Raw genomic sequence first — 19,679 nt, 5'->3', positions numbered from 1 at the left:
TCTGAATAAAATTTTGTGTCATCAGACCCTGGATCCAGCATGGAAACCCAAAAAAACAATATTGAATACATTCCTGAGTTTGAAAAATCCTTCCGCCATCCGCGCAACTGGGGCGCCTGGCTTGGTGTCTACGCCTTTGCGGGGATGGCGATGCTGCCTGCTTCCGTCCGCGATCCGGTTCTGGGGAAAATTGGCCGTCTGGCCGGGCGTTTAGGCAAGAGCGCCCGCCGCCGCGCGCAGATCAACCTCTACTACTGTTTTCCTGAGAAAAGCGACGCCGAGCGCGAGGCAATCATTGATGAAATGTATACCACTGCGCCGCAGGCAATGGCGATGATGGCGGAACTGGCGCTGAAAGGGCCGGATAAAATCGTCGATCGCGTTGACTGGACAGGGCTGGACATCATCGAGGAGATGCGCCGCAATAACGAGAAAGTCATTTTCCTTGTCCCCCACGGCTGGGGCGTTGATATTCCGGCGATGCTAATGGCGTCCCAGGGCCAGAAAATGGCGGCGATGTTCCATAACCAGGGAAATAAAATCTACGATTTTGTCTGGAATACGGTGCGTCGTCGTTTTGGCGGACGTTTGCATGCGCGTAACGATGGCATTAAGCCCTTCATTCAGTCGGTTCGTCAGGGGTACTGGGGCTACTATCTGCCGGATCAGGACCACGGCCCCGAGCACAGCGAGTTTGTCGATTTCTTTGCGACCTATAAAGCGACGCTCCCCGCGATTGGTCGCCTGATGAAAGTCTGTCGTGCCCGCGTGATCCCGCTATTTCCGGTCTATGACGGTAAAACGCATCGTCTGAGTATAGAGGTCCGTCCGCCGATGGACGATCTACTCACCGCGGACGACCACACCATCGCGCGTCGAATGAACGAAGAGGTGGAAATCCTGGTGGGGCCGCATGCCGAACAGTACACGTGGATACTTAAGCTGCTTAAAACGCGTAAACCGGGTGAAACAGAGCCTTATAAACGCAAAGAGCTTTATCCGAAGAAATAAAAAAAAGCCCTCTCCATCTGGAGAGGGCTTTTTAATACAGACGTTATTACTCTACCGTCAAGACGCGCGTGGTGTTGGTTGAGCCGATGGTGCTCATCACGTCACCCTGGGTCACAATGACGATATCACCGGACACCAGATAGCCTTTGTCGCGCAGCAGGTTAACGGCGTCGTGCGCGGCTGCCACACCATCATTGGTGCTGTCGAAGTGAACCGGCGTCACGCCGCGGTACAGCGCCGTCAGGTTCAGGGTACGTTCGTGACGGGACATGGCGAAGATCGGCAGGCCAGAGCTGATACGAGAGGTCATCAGCGCGGTGCGGCCAGATTCGGTCATGGTGATGATCGCGGTAACGCCTTTCAGATGGTTTGCCGCGTACATCGCAGACATCGCAATCGCTTCTTCCACATTGTCGAACTGCACGTCCAGGCGGTGTTTAGAGACGTTGATGCTTGGGATCTTTTCAGCGCCCAGGCAAACGCGCGCCATGGCGGCCACGGTTTCTGCCGGATACTGGCCTGCAGCGGTTTCCGCAGAGAGCATCACCGCATCGGTACCGTCCAGCACGGCGTTAGCCACGTCCATGACTTCTGCACGGGTTGGCATTGGGTTGGTGATCATCGATTCCATCATTTGAGTGGCGGTGATCACCGCGCGGTTCAGCTGACGTGCGCGACGAATCAGCGCTTTCTGGATACCGACAAGCTCAGGGTCACCGATTTCCACGCCCAGATCACCGCGAGCAACCATCACTACGTCGGACGCGAGGATCACATCGTCCATGGCATCCTGATCGCAAACGGCTTCCGCGCGTTCAACTTTAGCGACGATTTTGGCATCGCAGCCTGCATCACGAGCCAGGCGACGCGCATAGTTCAGGTCTTCGCCGCAGCGCGGGAAGGAGACGGCCAGGTAGTCAACGCCGATCAGCGCAGCAGTCACAATGTCCGCTTTGTCTTTATCGGTAAGCGCTTCAGCAGAGAGGCCGCCACCCAGTTTGTTGATACCTTTATTGTTGGAGAGCGGGCCGCCGACGGTGACTTCGGTGAACACTTTCATGCCCTGAACTTCCAGCACCTTCAGCTGTACGCGACCATCGTCAAGCAGGAGGATATCGCCAGGCACCACGTCTGCCGGCAGGCCTTTATAGTCGATACCGACTTTTTCTTTATCGCCTTCGCCTTTGCCCAGGTTGGCATCAAGCAGGAATTTGTCGCCGATATTGAGGAATACTTTACCCTCTTTAAAGGTCGAAACACGGATTTTTGGACCCTGCAAATCGCCGAGAATAGCAACGTGGCGGCCCAGTTTTGCTGCGATTTCACGCACTTTATCGGCACGTAATTTATGGTCTTCTGGCGTACCGTGAGAGAAGTTCATACGCACCACGTTGGCGCCGGCGGCGATAATTTTCTCGAGATTATTATCGCGATCGGTGGCCGGGCCTAAGGTGGTTACGATCTTGGTTCTGCGAAGCCTTCTGGACATGTAATACTCCGTTGACTGAAACAACTTTGGTGTTGCGTGAACATTGAATCGGCCTTCATCTGCTGCAAGGCAGCGGAGAGTGGACCGAATGCCGTAAATCGTTACATCGTAATTATTGGTTACGTCTTCGTTATCAACTATCAGGGAACATCGCTCTTTATAAGCAATTCTTTATCAAAACGCGATTCCTTCAGAGCTTCCTTGACCCGCTTCAAGTTATCCCGGAATTTTGCCCCCCGACGCAGGGTAAAACCGGTTGCCAGCACGTCAATCACGGTGAGCTGTGCCAGTCGCGAAACCATCGGCATATAAATGTCGGTGTCTTCCGGCACGTCGAGGGTGATCGCCAGCGTCGCCTCACGGGCCAGCGGCGTGCCTGCCGTGGTGAGGGCAATCACCATGGCATCGTTTTCACGGGCCAGCTGTGCCAGCTCTACCTGACTCTTGGTGCGGCCGGTATGCGAAATCACTACCACGACGTCATCTTCACTGCAATTCATACAGCTCATGCGTTGCAGCACAATATCATCTGAATAAATAACCGGGACGTTAAAGCGGAAAAATTTGTTCATGGCGTCATGCGCCACGGCAGCCGACGACCCGAGACCAAAGAAGGCAATCCGCTTGGCCTGGGTGAGTAAATCCACCGCGCGATTCACGGAACTCATGTCCAGAGACTGACGGACGTGGTCAAGCGAAGCCATAGCCGATTCAAAAATTTTCGCGGTATAGGCATCAACGCTGTCGTCTTCATCCACATTACGATTAACATAAGGGGTGCCATTAGCCAGACTTTGCGCCAGATGCAGTTTAAAATCAGGAAAGCCGCGCGTTTCCATGCTGCGGCAAAAGCGATTGACCGTCGGTTCGCTAACACCCGCTTCCTGTGCCAGAGCGGCGATGCTTGAATGAATCGCCTGAGCGGGGGAGGCGAGAATGACATCGGCCACTTTTCGCTCGGATTTGCTAAGGTGTTCCAGTTGAAACTGGATTTTTTCCAGCATGTTCATGTTAACAGGACGCTCATGGGTGTAAACGATTTCATAAATTGATGACATCGTGATTCGATTTAGCCGATATTACCCTTGTGGCTTCCATTAAGGGTAACAATCGACAAGATAATGTTGTTGTTTTTTTTCATTACTTGATCGGTGTCGGGTTTTGCTATGACCCTGTTGCGCAAAGAAACAACGGTTGTTGCGTCATTACGCCGCCGTAATCACCCAAAGAGTGGAAAATCGCGGTATCGCACGCGACGATAAGCGCTAATGGTTTCGGGAATGACGTAAAAGCAGTACAGTGCATTGTAATAAAATTACAACGATACCTGGCAGAAGTACCAGGTGATCCAACTGAGGAGAATGACATGGCGGTAACGCAAACAGCCCAGGCATGTGATCTGGTCATTTTCGGCGCGAAAGGCGATCTTGCACGCCGAAAATTGCTGCCTTCCCTGTATCAACTGGAGAAAGCGGGCCAAATTCATCCGGATACCCGTATCCTGGGTGTAGGGCGCGCCGACTGGGACAAGGACGCTTATACCAAAGTCGTCCGCGAGGCGCTCGAAACTTTCATGAAAGAAAAAATTGATGAAAGTTTGTGGGATACCCTGAGTGGACGTCTCGATTTCTGTAACCTGGACGTTAATGACGTCAGCGCGTTCGCCCGTTTAGGCGCGATGCTGGATCAGAAAAACCGTGTCACCATTAACTATTTCGCCATGCCGCCAAGCACCTTCGGCGCCATCTGTAAAGGTCTTGGCGAAGCCAAACTGAACGCCAAACCGGCGCGCGTCGTGATGGAGAAGCCGCTGGGCACGTCCCTGGCAACCTCGCGCGAAATCAACGACCAGGTGGGCGAGTTCTTTGAAGAGTGCCAGGTCTACCGTATCGACCACTATCTCGGTAAAGAGACGGTACTGAACCTGCTGGCGCTGCGTTTCGCTAACTCCCTGTTTGTGAATAACTGGGACAACCGCACTATCGACCACGTGGAAATCACCGTGGCGGAAGAGGTGGGGATTGAAGGTCGCTGGGGTTACTTTGACCAGGCCGGTCAGATGCGCGACATGATCCAGAACCACCTGCTGCAAATTCTGTGCATGATTGCCATGTCTCCACCGTCTGACCTGACGGCTGACAGCATCCGTGACGCAAAAGTGAAAGTGCTGAAGTCACTGCGCCGCATCGACCGCTCCAACGTGCGTGAGAAGACTGTTCGTGGTCAGTACACCGCCGGGTTTGCGCAAGGCAAAAAAGTGCCGGGCTACCTGGAAGAAGAGGGCGCGAACAAGTCCAGCAACACCGAGACGTTCGTAGCGATCCGCGTGGATATCGACGACTGGCGTTGGGCGGGAGTTCCGTTCTACCTGCGCACCGGTAAACGTCTGCCGGCCAAATGTTCCGAAGTTGTCGTCTACTTCAAAAACCCGGAACTGAACCTGTTCAAAGAGTCCTGGCAGGAACTGCCGCAGAACAAACTGACCATTCGTCTGCAGCCGGACGAGGGCGTGGATATCCAGATCCTGAACAAAGTGCCGGGGCTGGATCATAAACACAACCTGCAGACCACCAAGCTGGATCTGAGCTACTCCGAAACCTTTAACCAGACGCACCTGGCCGATGCTTACGAGCGTCTGCTGCTGGAAACCATGCGCGGTATCCAGGCGCTGTTCGTGCGCCGCGATGAAGTGGAAGAGGCGTGGAAATGGGTCGACTCCATCACCGAAGCCTGGGCTGCCGATCAGGATGCGCCTAAACCGTATCAGGCGGGTACCTGGGGACCGGTCGCGTCGGTGGCGATGATCACCCGCGATGGCCGCTCCTGGAACGAGTTTGAGTAAGATAATCCTCTAGCTCGAAAGTGTTATTTTACCGGTAACATGATCTAACACAGCTAGTGGCACAATTTTCAACTTTTAAGCTCCGCGTGGATTCACCCGCGGAGCTTTTTTTATTACACTGCCGGAAGTGATTTTGCCCCAGAGCTCCGGACAGCAAGCGTTTCAGCGTTGTTAACAACTGCCAGCGACTTTGTAAACTCCTGAGCCGGACAGATAATTTAGAGGAGCTTTTATGAATCCGACATTGTTACGCGTAACACAACGCATTATCGAGCGTTCGAAAGAGACCCGCTCGGCCTACCTCGCCCGGATTGAACAGGCAAAGAGCAACACCGTCCACCGATCTCAGCTGGCCTGCGGGAACCTGGCGCACGGCTTCGCCGCCTGCCAGCCTGAAGATAAAGCGTCGCTGAAAAGCATGTTGCGTAATAATATCGCCATCATTACCTCCTATAACGATATGCTTTCCGCGCACCAGCCGTATGAGGTCTATCCCACTATCATCCGTAACGCGCTGCACAGCGTGAACGCGGTGGGCCAGGTGGCGGGCGGTGTACCTGCCATGTGCGACGGCGTGACGCAGGGGCAGGACGGTATGGAACTGTCCCTGCTGAGCCGCGAAGTGATTGCCATGTCCGCGGCGGTTGGCCTGTCACACAATATGTTTGATGGCGCGCTGTACCTCGGCGTGTGCGACAAAATTGTTCCGGGCCTGGTGATGGCGGCGCTGTCGTTTGGGCATCTGCCTGCGATCTTCGTCCCGTCCGGCCCAATGGCGAGCGGTCTGCCAAACAAAGAAAAAGTGCGTATTCGCCAGCTGTACGCGGAAGGGAAAGCAGACCGTCAGGCGCTGCTGGAGGCGGAAGCCGCGTCCTACCATGCGCCGGGGACCTGTACGTTCTACGGTACGGCTAATACTAACCAGATGGTCGTGGAGTTTATGGGGATGCAGCTTCCTGGCTCGTCCTTTATCCAGCCGGATGCGCCGCTGCGCAAGGCGCTGACCGAGGCCGCGGCCCGTCAGGTCACGCGTCTGACCGGCAACGGCAATGAATGGATGCCGATGGGCAAAATGGTCGACGAAAAGGTCATCGTCAACGGAATTGTCGCGCTGCTGGCAACGGGGGGATCAACCAACCTCACGATGCATCTGGTGGCCATGGCGCGCGCGGCGGGCATTCTGATCAACTGGGATGACTTCTCCGAGATCTCTTCCGTGGTGCCGCTGATGGCGCGCCTGTACCCGAACGGTCCGGCGGATATTAACCACTTCCAGGCCGCAGGCGGCGTACCGCTGCTGATGCGCGAGCTGCTGAAGGGCGGACTGCTGCATGAAGACGTGAATACCGTGGCGGGCTTTGGCCTTCAGCGCTACACCCAGGAGCCGTGGCTGAACAACGGCGAGCTGGACTGGCGTGAAGGAGCGAGCGCGTCCCTTGATGCGCAGGTGATTGCCACGATCGACAAACCGTTCTCTCCTCATGGTGGCACCAAAGTGCTGAGCGGCAACCTCGGTCGCGCGGTGATGAAGACCTCTGCCGTACCCGAAGAGAACCAGGTTATCGAAGCGCCAGCGGTGGTGTTTGAAAGCCAGCACGACGTATTACCCGCCTTTGACGCCGGTCTGCTCGATAAAGACTGCGTGGTGGTGGTGCGTCATCAGGGGCCTAAAGCCAACGGGATGCCAGAATTACATAAACTTATGCCACCGCTTGGTGTATTATTGGACCGCCGTTTCAAAATTGCGTTGGTAACCGATGGACGTCTCTCAGGCGCTTCAGGTAAAGTACCTTCAGCCATCCACGTGACGCCGGAAGCTTACGACGGCGGTTTACTGGCGAAAGTGCGCGACGGTGACATGATCCGCGTGAACGGCCAGACGGGCGAGTTAACCCTGCTGGTCGATGACGCCGAGCTGGCGGCACGTCAGCCCCATATTCCTGACCTGAGCGCATCGCGCGTGGGTACCGGACGCGAAATGTTCAGCGCGCTGCGCGAGAAACTCTCCGGTGCGGAGCAGGGCGCAACCTGTATTACGTTTTAAGACGACTTGATTTTAACGATCTGGCGAGAGAAAACTCTGATGAAAAACTGGAAAACAAGTGCAGAAGCAATCCTGACCACTGGCCCTGTCGTGCCGGTTATCGTGGTAAACAAGCTGGAGCACGCAGTACCGATGGCGAAAGCGCTGGTTGCGGGCGGCGTTCGCGTTCTGGAAGTGACCCTGCGCACCGCCTGCGCGATGGACGCTATTCGCGCTATCGCCAAAGAAGTGCCGGACGCCATCATCGGTGCGGGTACCGTTCTCAACGCGCAGCAGCTGGCAGAAGTGACCGAAGCGGGCGCGCAGTTCGCCATTAGCCCTGGCCTGACCGAGCCGCTGCTGAAAGCCGCCACCGAAGGCACCATTCCGCTGATCCCGGGCATTAGCACCGTCTCTGAACTGATGCTGGGCATGGACTACGGTCTGAAAGAGTTCAAATTCTTCCCGGCTGAAGCGAACGGCGGCACCAAGGCGCTGCAGGCGATTGCGGGTCCCTTCTCTCAGGTACGCTTCTGCCCGACGGGCGGTATCTCTCCTGCCAACTACCGTGACTACCTGGCGCTGAAAAGCGTGCTGTGCATCGGTGGCTCATGGCTGGTTCCGGCGGATGCCCTGGAAGCGGGCGACTGGGATCGCATTACCAGACTGGCTCGTGAAGCGGTTGAAGGCGCGAAGCAATAAGCCATTCGCCGCATGAAAAAACGGGCCGTAAGGCCCGTTTTTTTATCCTGCAACCTTGACGTTTGCAGCGGCCGCTTTCGCTCTCGCCACGGCGTCGTCAACGTTATCCCCGGTGGCTAATGCCACGCCAAGACGACGGGTTCCGTCGATCTCCGGCTTGCCGAACAAACGTACCTGCAATCCTGCACCCACCGCCCCGTCGACGTTATCAAACGTGACGTTCTGGCTGGTTAACTGCGGCAGGATCACCGCCGAGGCGGCCGGGCCATACTGACGCACACCGCCGACGGGCAGGCCGAGGAACGCGCGCACGTGCAGGGCGAACTCGGAGAGATCCTGCGAAATCAGAGTGACCATGCCGGTGTCATGCGGGCGAGGGGAGACTTCGCTGAAAATCACCTCATCACCGCACACAAACAGCTCCACGCCGAACAGGCCATAGCCGCCCAGCGCCAGGACGGTTTTACGGGCGATCGCCTGAGCACGTTCCAGCGCCAGGGCGCTCATCTGCTGCGGCTGCCAGGACTCGCGGTAATCGCCATCTTCCTGACGGTGGCCAATCGGGTCGCAGAAATGGACGCCGTCAACGGCGCTGACGGTCAGCAGGGTGATTTCAAAATCAAACTTCACGACGCCTTCGACGATCGCGCGACCGGCGCCGGCACGGCCACCCTGCTGGGCATAATCCCAGGCGTTATCCAGGGTGCTGCTGTCGCGAATAAAGCTCTGTCCTTTTCCGGAGGAACTCATCACCGGCTTAACGATGCACGGATAACCAATCTCCTCGACGGCCTTCAGGAATGAGGCCTTATCGCCAGCAAAACGGTAGCTTGAGGTGGGCAATCCCAGCTCTTCCGCTGCCAGGCGACGAATGCCTTCGCGGTTCATGGTCAGCTTTGCGGCTTTCGCGCAGGGCACCACGCGCTGGCCCTCCTGCTCCAGAGCGATCAGCGTATCTGTGGCAATGGCTTCAATTTCCGGTACGACAAAATCGGGTTTCTCGCGCGTAATCAGCTCGCGAAGGGCATCGCCATCCAGCATGTTAATCACATAAGAACGGTGGGCGACGTGCATGGCGGGTGCGTCGGCGTAACGGTCTACGGCAATGACTTCCACGCCTAAACGCTGGCACTCAATGGCGACCTCTTTCCCCAGCTCGCCCGATCCCAACAGCATCACTCGCGTCGCCGCAGGTCGCAGCGCAGTTCCTAAACGAATCATAACAATCCCCCTAAAAAAGTTGCGCGCAGTATAAACGAAAACGTTTGCGTCTGTCTTGTGCACGGCTATACGGGGAGGCAGAAATTTGCGCTTCTTTAGCTCGCCCAGACATTTCCTGACGCCTTCTCGCTTACGCTGTGGAACATGTTCACCGTTAAGTGAGGGAAACCATGTCTGGCTGGTTAAATCAACTGCAATCCCTGTTAGGGCAGAAAACATCGTCTTCCGGCGAGCGGGGCCTCAGTAAACTGCTAGTACCCGGGGCGCTCGGCGGGCTGGCAGGCCTGCTGGTCGCGAATAAATCCTCGCGCAAGCTCCTGGCAAAGTACGGCACAGGTGCGCTGCTGGCTGGCGGAGGCGCCATTGCGGGCACCGTCCTGTGGAATAAATACAAGGACAGGGTCAGGACCGCGCACAGCGATGAACCGCATTATGGCGAGCACACCTCGCCGCTGGATCTGCGTACCGAACGGCTAATCCTTGCGCTGGTTTTTGCCGCGAAAAGTGACGGGCATATTGACGATAAAGAACGAATGGCGATCGAACAGCAGCTGCGTGAAGCAGGCGTTGAAGAGAAGGGCAGAACACTGGTGGCGCAGGCGATTGAACAGCCGCTCGATCCGCAGCGTCTTGCCCAAAGCGTGAAAAATGAGGAAGAGGCGCTGGAGCTCTATTTCCTCAGCTGCGCCGCCATCGATATCGATCATTTTATGGAGCGGAGCTACCTTAACGCCCTCGGCGATGCGTTAAAGATCCCTCAGGACGTGCGCGAGGGAATTGAGCGAGATATCCGGGAACAAAAACAGGCGCTACAGGGATAGCCGTCGCCGCCGCGACGTTGTTTCGCTTGCATCATGCGTGGGTTTTGCCAACCTTATAGGGTGTAGAACTTAAAAGAATGATGACATGCCACCGAAAGCCCGACGTACTCCTTACGCGATCGCCATGCATGGCGATACGCGTATAGACAACTATTACTGGCTGCGGGACGATTCACGTTCCGTGCCAGACGTACTCGACTACCTGCACGCGGAAAACGACTATGGCCGCAAGGTCATGTCCAGCCAGCAGACGCTTCAGGACCAGCTGCTGAATGAAATGGTGCAGCGTATTCCCCAGCGCGATATCTCCGCGCCCTGGACCAAAAACGGCTATCGCTACCGGCATATTTACGAGCCCGGCAACGAGTATCCCATCTACCAGCGTCAGTCGGTCCTGAGCGCCGAATGGGATGCGTGGGATATTCTGCTGGATGCCAACCAGCGCGCGGCCCACAGCGAGTTTTATACGCTTGGCGGCATGTCCATTTCGCCGGATAACGCGGTGATGGCGCTGGCGGAGGATTACCTCTCCCGCCGCCAGTACGGCCTGCGGTTTCGCAATCTGGAGACCGGTAACTGGTATCCGGAAATGCTGGAAAACGTCTCCCCGGATTTTGTCTGGGCGAACGATTCCGAGACGGTTTACTACGTCAAAAAGCACGCGTCGACGCTGCTGCCTTACCAGGTGTGGCGACATACTGTGGGAACGGACTCCGCTGACGACGAGCTGGTTTATGAAGAGAAAGACGAAACGTTTTATGTCAGCCTGCATAAAACTTCCTCACGCCACTATGTGATTATCTTCCTTGCCAGCGCGACGACGTCGGAAGTTCTGCTGCTGGATGCTGAACTGCCCGATGCCCAGCCGCTCTGTTTCCTGCCTCGCCGCAAGGATCACGAGTACAGCCTGGATCACTTCCAGCACAGCTTCTATTTGCGCTCCAATCGCGAGGGCAAAAACTTCGGTCTCTATAAAACCAAAGTGCGCGATGAGCGCAAGTGGGAGGTGCTTATCCCCGCGCGGGATCAGGTGATGCTCGAAGGGTTCACCCTGTTTACCGACTGGCTGGTAGTGGAAGAGCGTCAGCGCGGGTTGACCAGTATCCGGCAAATCAACCGTAAAACCCGGGAAGTTGTGGGGATTGCGTTCGACGACCCGGCCTATGTGACGTGGATTGGTTTCAACCCTGAACCCGAATCGTCGCGGTTGCGCTACGGCTACTCTTCCATGACCACGCCGGACACCCTGTTTGAGCTGGATATGGATACCGGGCAGCGTCAGGTGATTAAACAGACCGAGGTAAAAGGGTTTGAGTCCGAAAACTACCGCAGCGAGCACCTGTGGGTTACCGCCCGGGATGGCGTCGAGGTCCCTGTCTCGCTCGTCTATCACAAAGCCTATTTCCAGAAAGGCAAAAACCCGATCCTGGTGTACGGCTACGGCTCGTATGGCTCAAGCATGGACGCCGATTTCAGCAGCAGCCGATTAAGCCTGCTCGATCGCGGTTTTGTTTTCGCCATCGCCCATATTCGCGGCGGCGGTGAGCTGGGGCAGCACTGGTATGAAGACGGGAAATTCCTGAAAAAGAAAAACACCTTCAATGACTACCTCGACGTCTGCGATGCGCTGATTGATCAGGGCTACGGGGATCCGCAGCTTTGCTTTGGAATGGGCGGAAGCGCGGGGGGAATGCTGATGGGAGCGGTGATCAACCAGCGCCCCGAACGCTTTAAGGGGATTGTCGCGCAGGTTCCGTTTGTCGATGTGGTCACGACCATGCTCGATGAATCCATTCCGCTGACGACCGGGGAATTTGAAGAGTGGGGAAATCCGCAGGATGAGATGTACTACCGCTATATGAAAGAGTACAGCCCGTACGATAACGTAGAGGCGAAAGCCTATCCCCATATGCTGGTCACCACCGGTTTGCATGATTCTCAGGTGCAGTACTGGGAGCCGGCAAAATGGGTGGCGAAACTGCGGGAGCTGAAAACCGATGACAATCTGCTGCTGCTGTGTACCGACATGGATTCCGGACACGGGGGGAAATCGGGACGGTTTAAATCGTACGAAGGGGTTGCCCTTGAATATGCCTTTCTGATAGGCCTGGCGCAGGACACGCTGCCAGGCCGTGCGGAGCGTTAAGCTTCGCCCAGATAGTGCTTTAGCGTCAGGCGCAGCTCCGGGCTCATTCTGTCGAGGTTGTTATACAGCCAGCGCAAATAGCCCGGATCTTTATCCGCCACCTCGGACACCGGCTTCCCGCGATATTTACCAAAGGTAAACGTAGTTAGTAGCGCGGGGCGTCCGGTGATCGTCGCCATATCATCCGGCGTCCAGCCGGAGATATTCATAATATCAATCAGTAACGCTGCGGTGATATAGCAGTCATACAGGGCGCGGTGGTGGTGAAGCCCTTCAGGGGTACGAACGCTGAGCTTGCGGGATTTATACAGCGCCATATTGCTGTATTTAATCCCCGGCCAGAGACGACGTGCCAGCTTCATGGTACAAATCCATTCCCCCGGCATTTCAGGTAACACCCGGCGGTCAAAGCTGGCGTTATGCGCGACGTACCACGGGCTACCGTAGTAGTGGGGAATGATCTCTTCGATCCACGGCTTATCCGCCACCATCGATTCGGTAATGCGATGGATAGCCATCGCCTGAGGGCTGATGGGGCGATCGGGGCGCACCAGATGGCTCATTGGGTTGACGATTTTACCATCAACCACGTCGACAGAGGCCACTTCCACAATTCCGCCCTGAAGATCGCAAGTTTCGGTATCGATGACGCGCAGCATTGAAAACTCCTGAGCTTAAAACGCCTAGCCTAAAGGAATGATATCGCCTTGCCAACCCTCTCCGCCGAGGGTGCCGGTCACCAGAAGCTCGCCCTGATCCGCGCGGACGATCAGCTGGCCTTTTTCATCCCACAGCGCGCTGCCGCCGCAGGCGTTCGCCATCAGCACCGCAATAGCATATTTATGCGCGAAGCGCTGCAGGTTACTGATGGACTGTCGCCAGCGATTATCCCCCACCGACTGGCAGCTGGTGACAAGCGTTGCCCTGGGATCGAGATTGGGGGAATCGGCATGCGCATCAATGATGCTAAGGTGTTTATCCCCCGGAACCAGGCTGGCTCCGCGCCCTTGCGGATAACGCAAAATGCGATGGCGAGCGGGCGAAAACAGCACAAGGCCTTTCTGGCACTGCCCATCCTGTTCCAGGGGGAGCCCCGCAATAACGGTAAGCTGGTAAAAATGTGCCGCGTTAAGCAGCGGCTCCAGCTGCGCGTCATCGGGCGGGGGAGGTAGCGTCGGCGCGCCAGAACCCGTTAATGAGAGTTCAGGGAAGACCAGCAAATCACAGCGCTGCCGTGCTGCTTCGGCGATGAAGCGCAGGTGGTGCGTAACATGGTCATCCACACTCTGATGCAGCCCGCCATACTGGGCTGCCGCAATATTCCAATGTGACATCGTGACTTCCTTATACACTGAGTCGCAGAGTTTTAAGAATACACCTAAATTATTCAGGGTTTTCTTATCCTGCCAGATTCCGCGTAAGAAAGTGTAATGACTCGTTAAGCTTATTTAACTTTAGGCTCGTACGGTAAACGGGAGAGGTTGACCGAGGCAAGGCGGTGGGCGATTAATCTTTCGCGAAACCAGTCGCGCAGATGGGCGGGTTGTTCCCGTTCCACGACTTCAGCCACAATGGGCATGTTGTAACGCTCTTTGAACGCGACGCCTGCGGCAGCGAGATCGACATTCACTTTATCCATCTCGTCCTGCGGAAGGGTGGCCAGATTAATCTTCATTACCTTCTCCTTATTATGCGGCGGCAACGTTACCGCGATTGCACGATGATGACAAGCGGAGGCAGGATGATCCTCGACTCGTTTATTATACAGCGTTATTCTTTAGCATACAGACATAACAAAAAGGAATGATTGAGATGGGTTTCTCCGCTTCCCGCGCGGTATGCGCACTGGTTTTTGTGGCCTCGACAATGATGACGCCCTCCGTGCTGGCACATGCACATCTTAAACAGCAGAGCCCGGCAGCAGACAGCGTAGTGACCGCGCCGCAGGCGCTAACGCTAAATTTTTCGGAAGGTATTGAACCTGGTTTTAGCGGTGTGGTGGTAACGGATGCGCAAAAGCAGGTCATCAAAACGGGAACCGCTATGCGCGACGAAAAGAACAAGGCTCAGCTCACCGTTCCGCTGGAACAAACGCTGGCGTCAGGAACTTACCGGGTGGACTGGCACGTGGTCTCCGTGGACGGACATAAAACCACAGGCAGCTATCGCTTTAGCGTGAAATAGTATGCTGGCGCTGTGTTATATCGGATTACGCTTTATCCATTTCGGGGCGCTGATGCTGGTGTTTGGCAATGCCCTTTACGGCGTCTGGTTTGCGCCTTCGTCTCTCCACCGTCTTATGTCCCGGCGTTTTCAGTCGCAGCAGAAAGTGGCGGCCCTGGCGAGCCTGGCAGCAGCAGTTCTGATGTTTATGCTGCAGGGCGGATTAATGGGTAACGGCTGGGGAGATGTGTTTGCTCCACCGGTCTGGTACAGCGTGATGGGGACCCGGTTTGGCGGCGTCTGGCTGTGGCAGATGATTCTCGCTGCGCTGACGGTCAGTGCAGCATGGCTCGCGCCGCTGAAAGGTTCGCGGCTGCTGCTGCTCGCAATGGGACAGCTTATCCTGCTGGCTGGGGTAGGGCACGCGGCGATGAATGACGGTCCGGTGGGGGCGTTGCAGCGTCTTAATTATGCTTTTCACCTGATCTGCGCCGCAACCTGGCTTGGCGGATTACTGCCTCTGCTGTTCTGCATGCGTCTGGCGAAGGGGCGCTGGCAGAATGCCGCCATCTTTACCATGATGCGCTTCTCGCGCGTGGGCCATTACGCCGTAGCGGGCGTGCTGCTCACCGGGGTGATAAATGCACTCATGATACTGGGACTGGATATTCCCTGGCAGGCTGGCTACGTACAGTTTTTGTTGTTCAAATGTGCGCTGGTGGCGTTGATGGTGGTAATTGCGCTGGCAAATCGGTATTTTCTGGTGCCACGGTTTCGTCCGGAGAGCGGGCGAGCACAACAGATTTTTATCAGGATGACACAGGCAGAAGTGGTGCTGGGGGCGCTGGTGCTGGCAACGGTCAGTCTGTTCGCCACCTGGGAACCCTTCTGACAAGGTTAAATATCATATGAAAAAGACAGTACTTTCTCTCATATTGCTGGCCTGTACGGGGAGCGCGCTTGCCGCACCGCAGGTTATCACCGTGAGCCGTTTTGAAGTGGGTAAAGACAAATGGGCGTTCAATCGCGAAGAGGTAATGCTGACCTGCCGTCCAGGCCATGCGCTGTATGCGATTAACCCGAGCACGCTGGTGCAATACCCGCTGAATGATACCGCAGAGCAGCAGGTAGCCAGCGGCAAGAGCAGCGGCCAGCCGATTAGCATTATTCAGATCGATGACCCGTCCCATCCGGGCCAAAAAATGAGTCTGGCACCGTTTATCGAGCGCGCCGACAAGCTCTGCTAACGTTCGGGTTTCCAATAAAAAAACCGCAGATGCTTGCGAAAGCACTGCGGTTTTTCACTTTTAATGATGCTCTGGCGCTTTTTTTCCGACCGCTTTAGCTGTGGACTGGAAAACCTGGCGTCGTCATCTATTCTTAAAAGGCAGGGCGACTTAGCCTGCATTAATGCCAACTTTTAGCGCACGGCTCTCTCCCAAGAGCCATTTCCCTGGACCGAATACAGGAATCGTATTCGGTCTCTTTTTATCTGCATGAAAGTAAAAGGCTAATCCTTTCGTTGTCTCACTTCTGCAGTGCACGTCCTGTACGTCTGGTTAAAACATAACACACTACGGCATGCTGTAGTCCAGCCCTTTTTGCCTGTTTTGTTAAATTTTCGTGTGTAATACAGGAAAGCGCATGCGGGGTCTAGAAGTGTGATTTAACCGATGCCTCTATTTCATCGAGCAGCTCAAAGCGACGGCGATATTCGGCACGTTTTTTACTGGCAATCTCTTCAAGGGATTTACGCTCCATTTGCAGCGGCAGTTGCCAGCAGAAGCTTGAAAGTTTTTTACCGTCCAGAGATGCCCAAAATTCATCGTAGCTGGCGTGGAAATGGCGACCTTTACTCAGGCGATATCGCAACGCGCGGAAAACGTGTCCTTCATCGCTGACGGCAAAAATCGCCCGGACAGATGACTGCGCAGCCAGCTGGAAGAGGACTTCCATCAACACGCGCTTAGGGAACAGGCCGTGACAGGCGCGGGTGGCCTGCTTAATAACGTCTCTCGATACGCTGCGACGGGGTCCCTGAAGCCCGCCAATGACCATGACCTGCTGACCATTGCTGCGCGCGACGCTAAAGGTCAGGCTGGCCAGCAGCGTATCCTCGCTGTCGCGTAGCCACAGCGTGCTTTCGCCTTCACGCTCGGCTTTTCCCGCAGAGGACGCATTGACCGTATAGATAACACCGTCTTTGGCATGGAAATGCGCAACGGGTTGCTCCTGAGGGCTGGTCATGGCCTGGGCGAGACCGCTCTCTCTCAGGCTATCAATCCAGTAATAATGGCTAACAATAGCGTCGGCGCGATCGTTAGCCGTTAGGCCGCGCATCAGATACTGCCGGTGGGTCTTGCTGGGCAACGTAATTTGAGAGGCCAGCAGTTTGTCGAAATCGTCGCGCCCGGAAAGGGCTTCCAGCATGCGATGCGTAGAAGACCAGAACAGAAGCGAGCGTAAAAGGAACTTCAGACGATATTCGCGTTTCCGCCAGATTGGCCCCGGCACGCGTTTGCCGTTCACCAGTTCGGAAATAATATTTGTGCGATGCGGATAAAAAACATCGTTATGCAGGTGCGTATTAGACACGTGAAGACCCCTCTTTTTTTCTACCCTTATTCTAAAGAGCCAGGAAAAAGGGATTAATAGCGCGAGGATCTTTATTTCTGTTTGGTTTACCGTTTGTTTGACTTCGTGATGACCGCGCCTGTCTGTCGCCTTTTCTGCGGCGGCTATACTGTTTAAAGGAGGTTCTATGTATCAGCGAATTGAAGGTGGGATGTGGCGTCACGTCTGGGTTGTCAGCGATATACACGGTTGTTACCAGTGGCTTATGGATGAGCTTAAACGCCGTCACTTTAACCCGTATGAGGATTTACTTATTTCAGTCGGAGATATGATCGATCGTGGTCCTGATAGCGTTAAATGCCTGCAGTTAATTCATGAAAAATGGTTTCGTGCCGTGCGGGGAAACCATGAGCAAATGGCTCTCGACGGTCTGGATAATAACGATTTTTCTCTCTGGACGATAAATGGCGGAATATGGTTTTCGCATCTTGAACGCGACCAGCAACAGCTTGCCCTGTCGTTGCTCGACGCCTGTCGCGATTTACCGCATATCATCGAGATAACCTGTGCGAACGGTTTGAACGTGATTGCCCATGCTGATTATCCGGCCGCGGAATACCGGTGGCAAAAACCGGTTAGCGCCCAGCGCGTCTTATGGAACCGCGACAGGCTAATGGGATTTATGGTGGGCAAAGGAGAGGGCATCAGCGGTGCGGATCATTTCTGGTTCGGACATACGCCCGTCGACAGAAGGTATGATTTTGACAATCTCCACTACATTGATACGGGGGCTGTTTTCGATGGTTACTTTACGCTGGCGCAGCTGCAGTAATAAATAACCCGCCTTCGGGCGGGTTCTCTTTGGGTCAGGCAAGACGCATGACCCAGGCATCGGTTTTACTATCGTAATGCTCACGGTAAAGGACAGAATGTTCGCCATCAAGTATTGCCGGGACGCTGGTGTCTGCATCCCATGCATCGAGCTGCATGCACAAATCCGGGTCGGATTTGCAGGGAATACTTAACGTTCGATCGCCTTGTGCTTCGCCGCGCAGCTCTGCGTCGTCGATCTCAAAAGCGCCAATACGCACGCTGGTTTTCGTCATAGTGCTCTCCGGGTCGGTTGTCAAAATCTGGTATGACCAGTGCGGCCACCCATTTTTGATCGTAGACAAGGAGAGCAAAATCGCCAGTAAAAAAATGCGCTTTTTTTCAGGCCGTGCGATCGTTACCGGTAAACAGTCGTCCATCCCGAACCAGCTCGCGCGGATAGCTGTTTTTCAGCCTTGAGCCAACCTTTTTCGCCAACCCGAGCGGGTATCCCTGATACGTCACAATTACCTCATCGCCTGGTGGCGTGCTGTCCGGATAGACATCGCGACCACGGTACCACTCTTCCGCTTCCTGATGCGTCAGGGCAAAGGTATTTTCGCGTCCGGCAAGGGCGATAACGGCCTCATGCTGCCAGCGATACCCTTTATTGTGCACTTCCGCCAGGCGGATGCCGATTCGGGAGAAACGGACCTTTCCGATGAGCGGCTCGATCTGTGCCGGGAACAGCCATATCTCTTTATCACGCATCCAGGGGTGCAGGCTCTCATCCCAGACCAGCCCAACCTTTTTGACGGCGGCTTCAAGCTGTGCCGCATCGCGACCTTTAAGAGGGGCAAACGGGAAGTTGCCGACCTTAAATTTAGGTGCGGGCAGGGGCTCAACGGCCTGCGTTTTACGCAGACGCGCCACAAAGAACCCTTCGCAGTCGTAAATCTGCGGGAACACGTGGAGGAAACCTTCAGGCGTGACGGCTTCATGTGCCGAGGCAAACAGATCGTTCAGCGGCAGAAACTCAACCGCATCCGGATATTGTGCTTTCAGCCACAGGCAAACATCTTCGTTTTCATCGCGATTTAGGGTGCAAGTTGAATAGACCAGCGTGCCGCCAGGGCGCAGGGCGTGAAATGCGCTATCAATCAGCTCTCGCTGCGTGGCGGCGATCTCAAGGTTGCTTTCCACGGACCAGTTCTTTAACGCATCGGGATCTTTACGCACCACTCCTTCGCCGGAGCAGGGGGCATCCAGCAGAATGGCATCGAAGGCTTCCGGCAGGGCGGCGCCAAACACGCGTCCGTCGAAGTGGGTCAGGGCAACGTTATGAATACCGCAGCGGCTAATGTTGGCATGCAACACCTTCACGCGGCTGGCGGAAAACTCGTTGGCAAGGATCGCCCCGTTGTTACCCATCCGGGCGGCAATTTGCGTAGTTTTTGAGCCGGGCGCCGCGGCAACATCCATCACGCGTTCAGGCGCATTGCCATCGGCGAACAGGGCGGCCACGGGCAGCATCGAGCTGGCTTCCTGAATATAGAACAGGCCGCTCAGATGTTCAGCGGTACTGCCCAGCGGCAGTGAGGCTTCGTCATCGCGTTCGATCCAGAACCCTTCGGCGCACCACGGTACCGGCGTAAGCTGCCAGCCGTACGGCGAGACCAGCGCCAGAAAATCATCGACGCTGATTTTCAGCGTGTTGACGCGAATACTTCTGCGTAACGGACGCTGGCAGGCGGCGATAAAATCGTCTAACGACAGGTGAGAAGGAAGCGCCTCGCGCATCTGCGCCAGGAATAGTTCAGGAAGAAATACGGAGTTTTGAGCCACGGGCACACCACAGGGAAAAGTTCAGGTGCGCA

General features: G+C 55.5%; 19 protein-coding genes. 10 read left to right on the top strand and 9 right to left on the bottom strand.

Going from position 1 to position 19,679, the window contains the following annotated elements:
• The first annotated feature begins 39 nt into the window (after positions 1-39).
• A complete protein-coding gene (gene lpxM / locus KGP24_RS14070; RefSeq protein WP_223560850.1) occupies positions 40-1,011 on the top strand; it encodes a lauroyl-Kdo(2)-lipid IV(A) myristoyltransferase in 972 nt (323 codons plus the stop codon).
• A gap of 46 nt (positions 1,012-1,057) precedes the next feature.
• Here the strand turns inward: lpxM and pyk are convergent, their stop codons facing one another.
• Positions 1,058-2,500, bottom strand: a complete 1,443-nt coding sequence (gene pyk, locus KGP24_RS14065) for a pyruvate kinase (RefSeq protein WP_020883399.1) — start codon at positions 2,498-2,500, stop codon at positions 1,058-1,060.
• A gap of 140 nt (positions 2,501-2,640) precedes the next feature.
• Positions 2,641-3,510: a MurR/RpiR family transcriptional regulator gene (locus KGP24_RS14060; protein WP_223560849.1), complete on the bottom strand. Its 870-nt coding sequence runs from the start codon at positions 3,508-3,510 to the stop codon at positions 2,641-2,643.
• A gap of 356 nt (positions 3,511-3,866) precedes the next feature.
• Between KGP24_RS14060 and zwf the strand changes: the two genes are divergently transcribed.
• The 3 genes from zwf to kdgA all read left to right on the top strand — a co-directional run bounded on the left by zwf (position 3,867) and on the right by kdgA (position 8,067).
• Positions 3,867-5,342: a glucose-6-phosphate dehydrogenase gene (gene zwf, locus KGP24_RS14055; RefSeq protein WP_008500457.1), complete on the top strand. Its 1,476-nt coding sequence runs from the start codon at positions 3,867-3,869 to the stop codon at positions 5,340-5,342.
• A gap of 232 nt (positions 5,343-5,574) precedes the next feature.
• Positions 5,575-7,386 carry a phosphogluconate dehydratase gene (edd, locus tag KGP24_RS14050; RefSeq protein ID WP_223560848.1) on the top strand — a complete coding sequence of 604 codons (1,812 nt, stop codon included), beginning with the start codon at positions 5,575-5,577 and terminating at the stop codon, positions 7,384-7,386.
• A gap of 39 nt (positions 7,387-7,425) precedes the next feature.
• On the top strand, positions 7,426-8,067 hold the full coding sequence (gene kdgA / locus KGP24_RS14045) for a bifunctional 4-hydroxy-2-oxoglutarate aldolase/2-dehydro-3-deoxy-phosphogluconate aldolase (RefSeq protein WP_134350674.1): 642 nt from the start codon (positions 7,426-7,428) through the stop codon (positions 8,065-8,067).
• A gap of 42 nt (positions 8,068-8,109) precedes the next feature.
• On the opposite strand, the gene purT is transcribed toward kdgA, so the two are convergent.
• Entirely contained in the window at positions 8,110-9,288 is a 1,179-nt protein-coding gene (gene purT, locus KGP24_RS14040) for a formate-dependent phosphoribosylglycinamide formyltransferase (RefSeq protein WP_223560847.1), read from the bottom strand.
• 170 nt (positions 9,289-9,458) lie between these two features.
• Between purT and KGP24_RS14035 the strand changes: the two genes are divergently transcribed.
• Complete coding sequence (locus KGP24_RS14035) at positions 9,459-10,109, top strand: tellurite resistance TerB family protein (RefSeq protein ID WP_223560846.1); 651 nt, start codon at positions 9,459-9,461, stop codon at positions 10,107-10,109.
• A gap of 85 nt (positions 10,110-10,194) precedes the next feature.
• A complete protein-coding gene (gene ptrB, locus KGP24_RS14030; protein WP_223560845.1) occupies positions 10,195-12,255 on the top strand; it encodes an oligopeptidase B in 2,061 nt (686 codons plus the stop codon).
• Here the strand turns inward: ptrB and exoX are convergent.
• The 3 genes from exoX to KGP24_RS14015 all read right to left on the bottom strand — a co-directional run bounded on the left by exoX (position 12,252) and on the right by KGP24_RS14015 (position 13,930).
• Positions 12,252-12,914, bottom strand: coding sequence for an exodeoxyribonuclease X (exoX, locus tag KGP24_RS14025; RefSeq protein ID WP_045355977.1), 663 nt, complete (start codon positions 12,912-12,914; stop codon positions 12,252-12,254). The two genes, ptrB and exoX, sit on opposite strands and share 4 nt — an antisense overlap.
• A gap of 24 nt (positions 12,915-12,938) precedes the next feature.
• Positions 12,939-13,589: a carbon-nitrogen hydrolase family protein gene (locus KGP24_RS14020; RefSeq protein ID WP_223560844.1), complete on the bottom strand. Its 651-nt coding sequence runs from the start codon at positions 13,587-13,589 to the stop codon at positions 12,939-12,941.
• Positions 13,590-13,699: 110 nt separating this feature from the next.
• Positions 13,700-13,930, bottom strand: a complete 231-nt coding sequence (locus KGP24_RS14015; protein WP_028018646.1) for a DNA polymerase III subunit theta — start codon at positions 13,928-13,930, stop codon at positions 13,700-13,702.
• A gap of 137 nt (positions 13,931-14,067) precedes the next feature.
• On the opposite strand from KGP24_RS14015, the gene yobA reads away from it, so the two are divergent.
• The 3 genes from yobA to KGP24_RS14000 are packed head-to-tail and all read left to right on the top strand — an operon-like array spanning position 14,068 to position 15,665.
• Positions 14,068-14,439: a CopC domain-containing protein YobA gene (yobA, locus tag KGP24_RS14010; protein ID WP_223560843.1), complete on the top strand. Its 372-nt coding sequence runs from the start codon at positions 14,068-14,070 to the stop codon at positions 14,437-14,439.
• A 1-nt stretch (position 14,440) separates the two neighbouring features.
• On the top strand, positions 14,441-15,310 hold the full coding sequence (gene copD / locus KGP24_RS14005) for a copper homeostasis membrane protein CopD (protein ID WP_223560842.1): 870 nt from the start codon (positions 14,441-14,443) through the stop codon (positions 15,308-15,310).
• A 16-nt stretch (positions 15,311-15,326) separates the two neighbouring features.
• Positions 15,327-15,665 carry a YebY family protein gene (locus KGP24_RS14000; RefSeq protein ID WP_047652312.1) on the top strand — a complete coding sequence of 113 codons (339 nt, stop codon included), beginning with the start codon at positions 15,327-15,329 and terminating at the stop codon, positions 15,663-15,665.
• A gap of 406 nt (positions 15,666-16,071) precedes the next feature.
• Here KGP24_RS14000 and KGP24_RS13995 read toward each other — a convergent pair whose 3' ends face one another.
• A complete protein-coding gene (locus tag KGP24_RS13995; protein ID WP_194399519.1) occupies positions 16,072-17,013 on the bottom strand; it encodes a VirK/YbjX family protein in 942 nt (313 codons plus the stop codon).
• A 166-nt stretch (positions 17,014-17,179) separates the two neighbouring features.
• Between KGP24_RS13995 and pphA the strand changes: the two genes are divergently transcribed.
• A complete protein-coding gene (gene pphA / locus KGP24_RS13990) occupies positions 17,180-17,824 on the top strand; it encodes a protein-serine/threonine phosphatase (protein WP_223560841.1) in 645 nt (214 codons plus the stop codon).
• A 34-nt stretch (positions 17,825-17,858) separates the two neighbouring features.
• Here pphA and KGP24_RS13985 read toward each other — a convergent pair whose 3' ends face one another.
• Positions 17,859-18,098 carry a YebV family protein gene (locus KGP24_RS13985; RefSeq protein WP_008500472.1) on the bottom strand — a complete coding sequence of 80 codons (240 nt, stop codon included), beginning with the start codon at positions 18,096-18,098 and terminating at the stop codon, positions 17,859-17,861.
• 106 nt (positions 18,099-18,204) lie between these two features.
• Positions 18,205-19,647: a 16S rRNA (cytosine(1407)-C(5))-methyltransferase RsmF gene (gene rsmF / locus KGP24_RS13980; RefSeq protein WP_223560840.1), complete on the bottom strand. Its 1,443-nt coding sequence runs from the start codon at positions 19,645-19,647 to the stop codon at positions 18,205-18,207.
• Positions 19,648-19,679 lie beyond the last annotated feature (32 nt).

The sequence above is a fragment of the Enterobacter sp. JBIWA008 genome, assembly GCF_019968765.1.
In the GTDB taxonomy this organism is placed as follows: domain Bacteria; phylum Pseudomonadota; class Gammaproteobacteria; order Enterobacterales; family Enterobacteriaceae; genus Enterobacter.
Note: the sequence above shows the minus strand (reverse complement) of the source record. Positions and strands in the feature narration are given on the sequence as shown.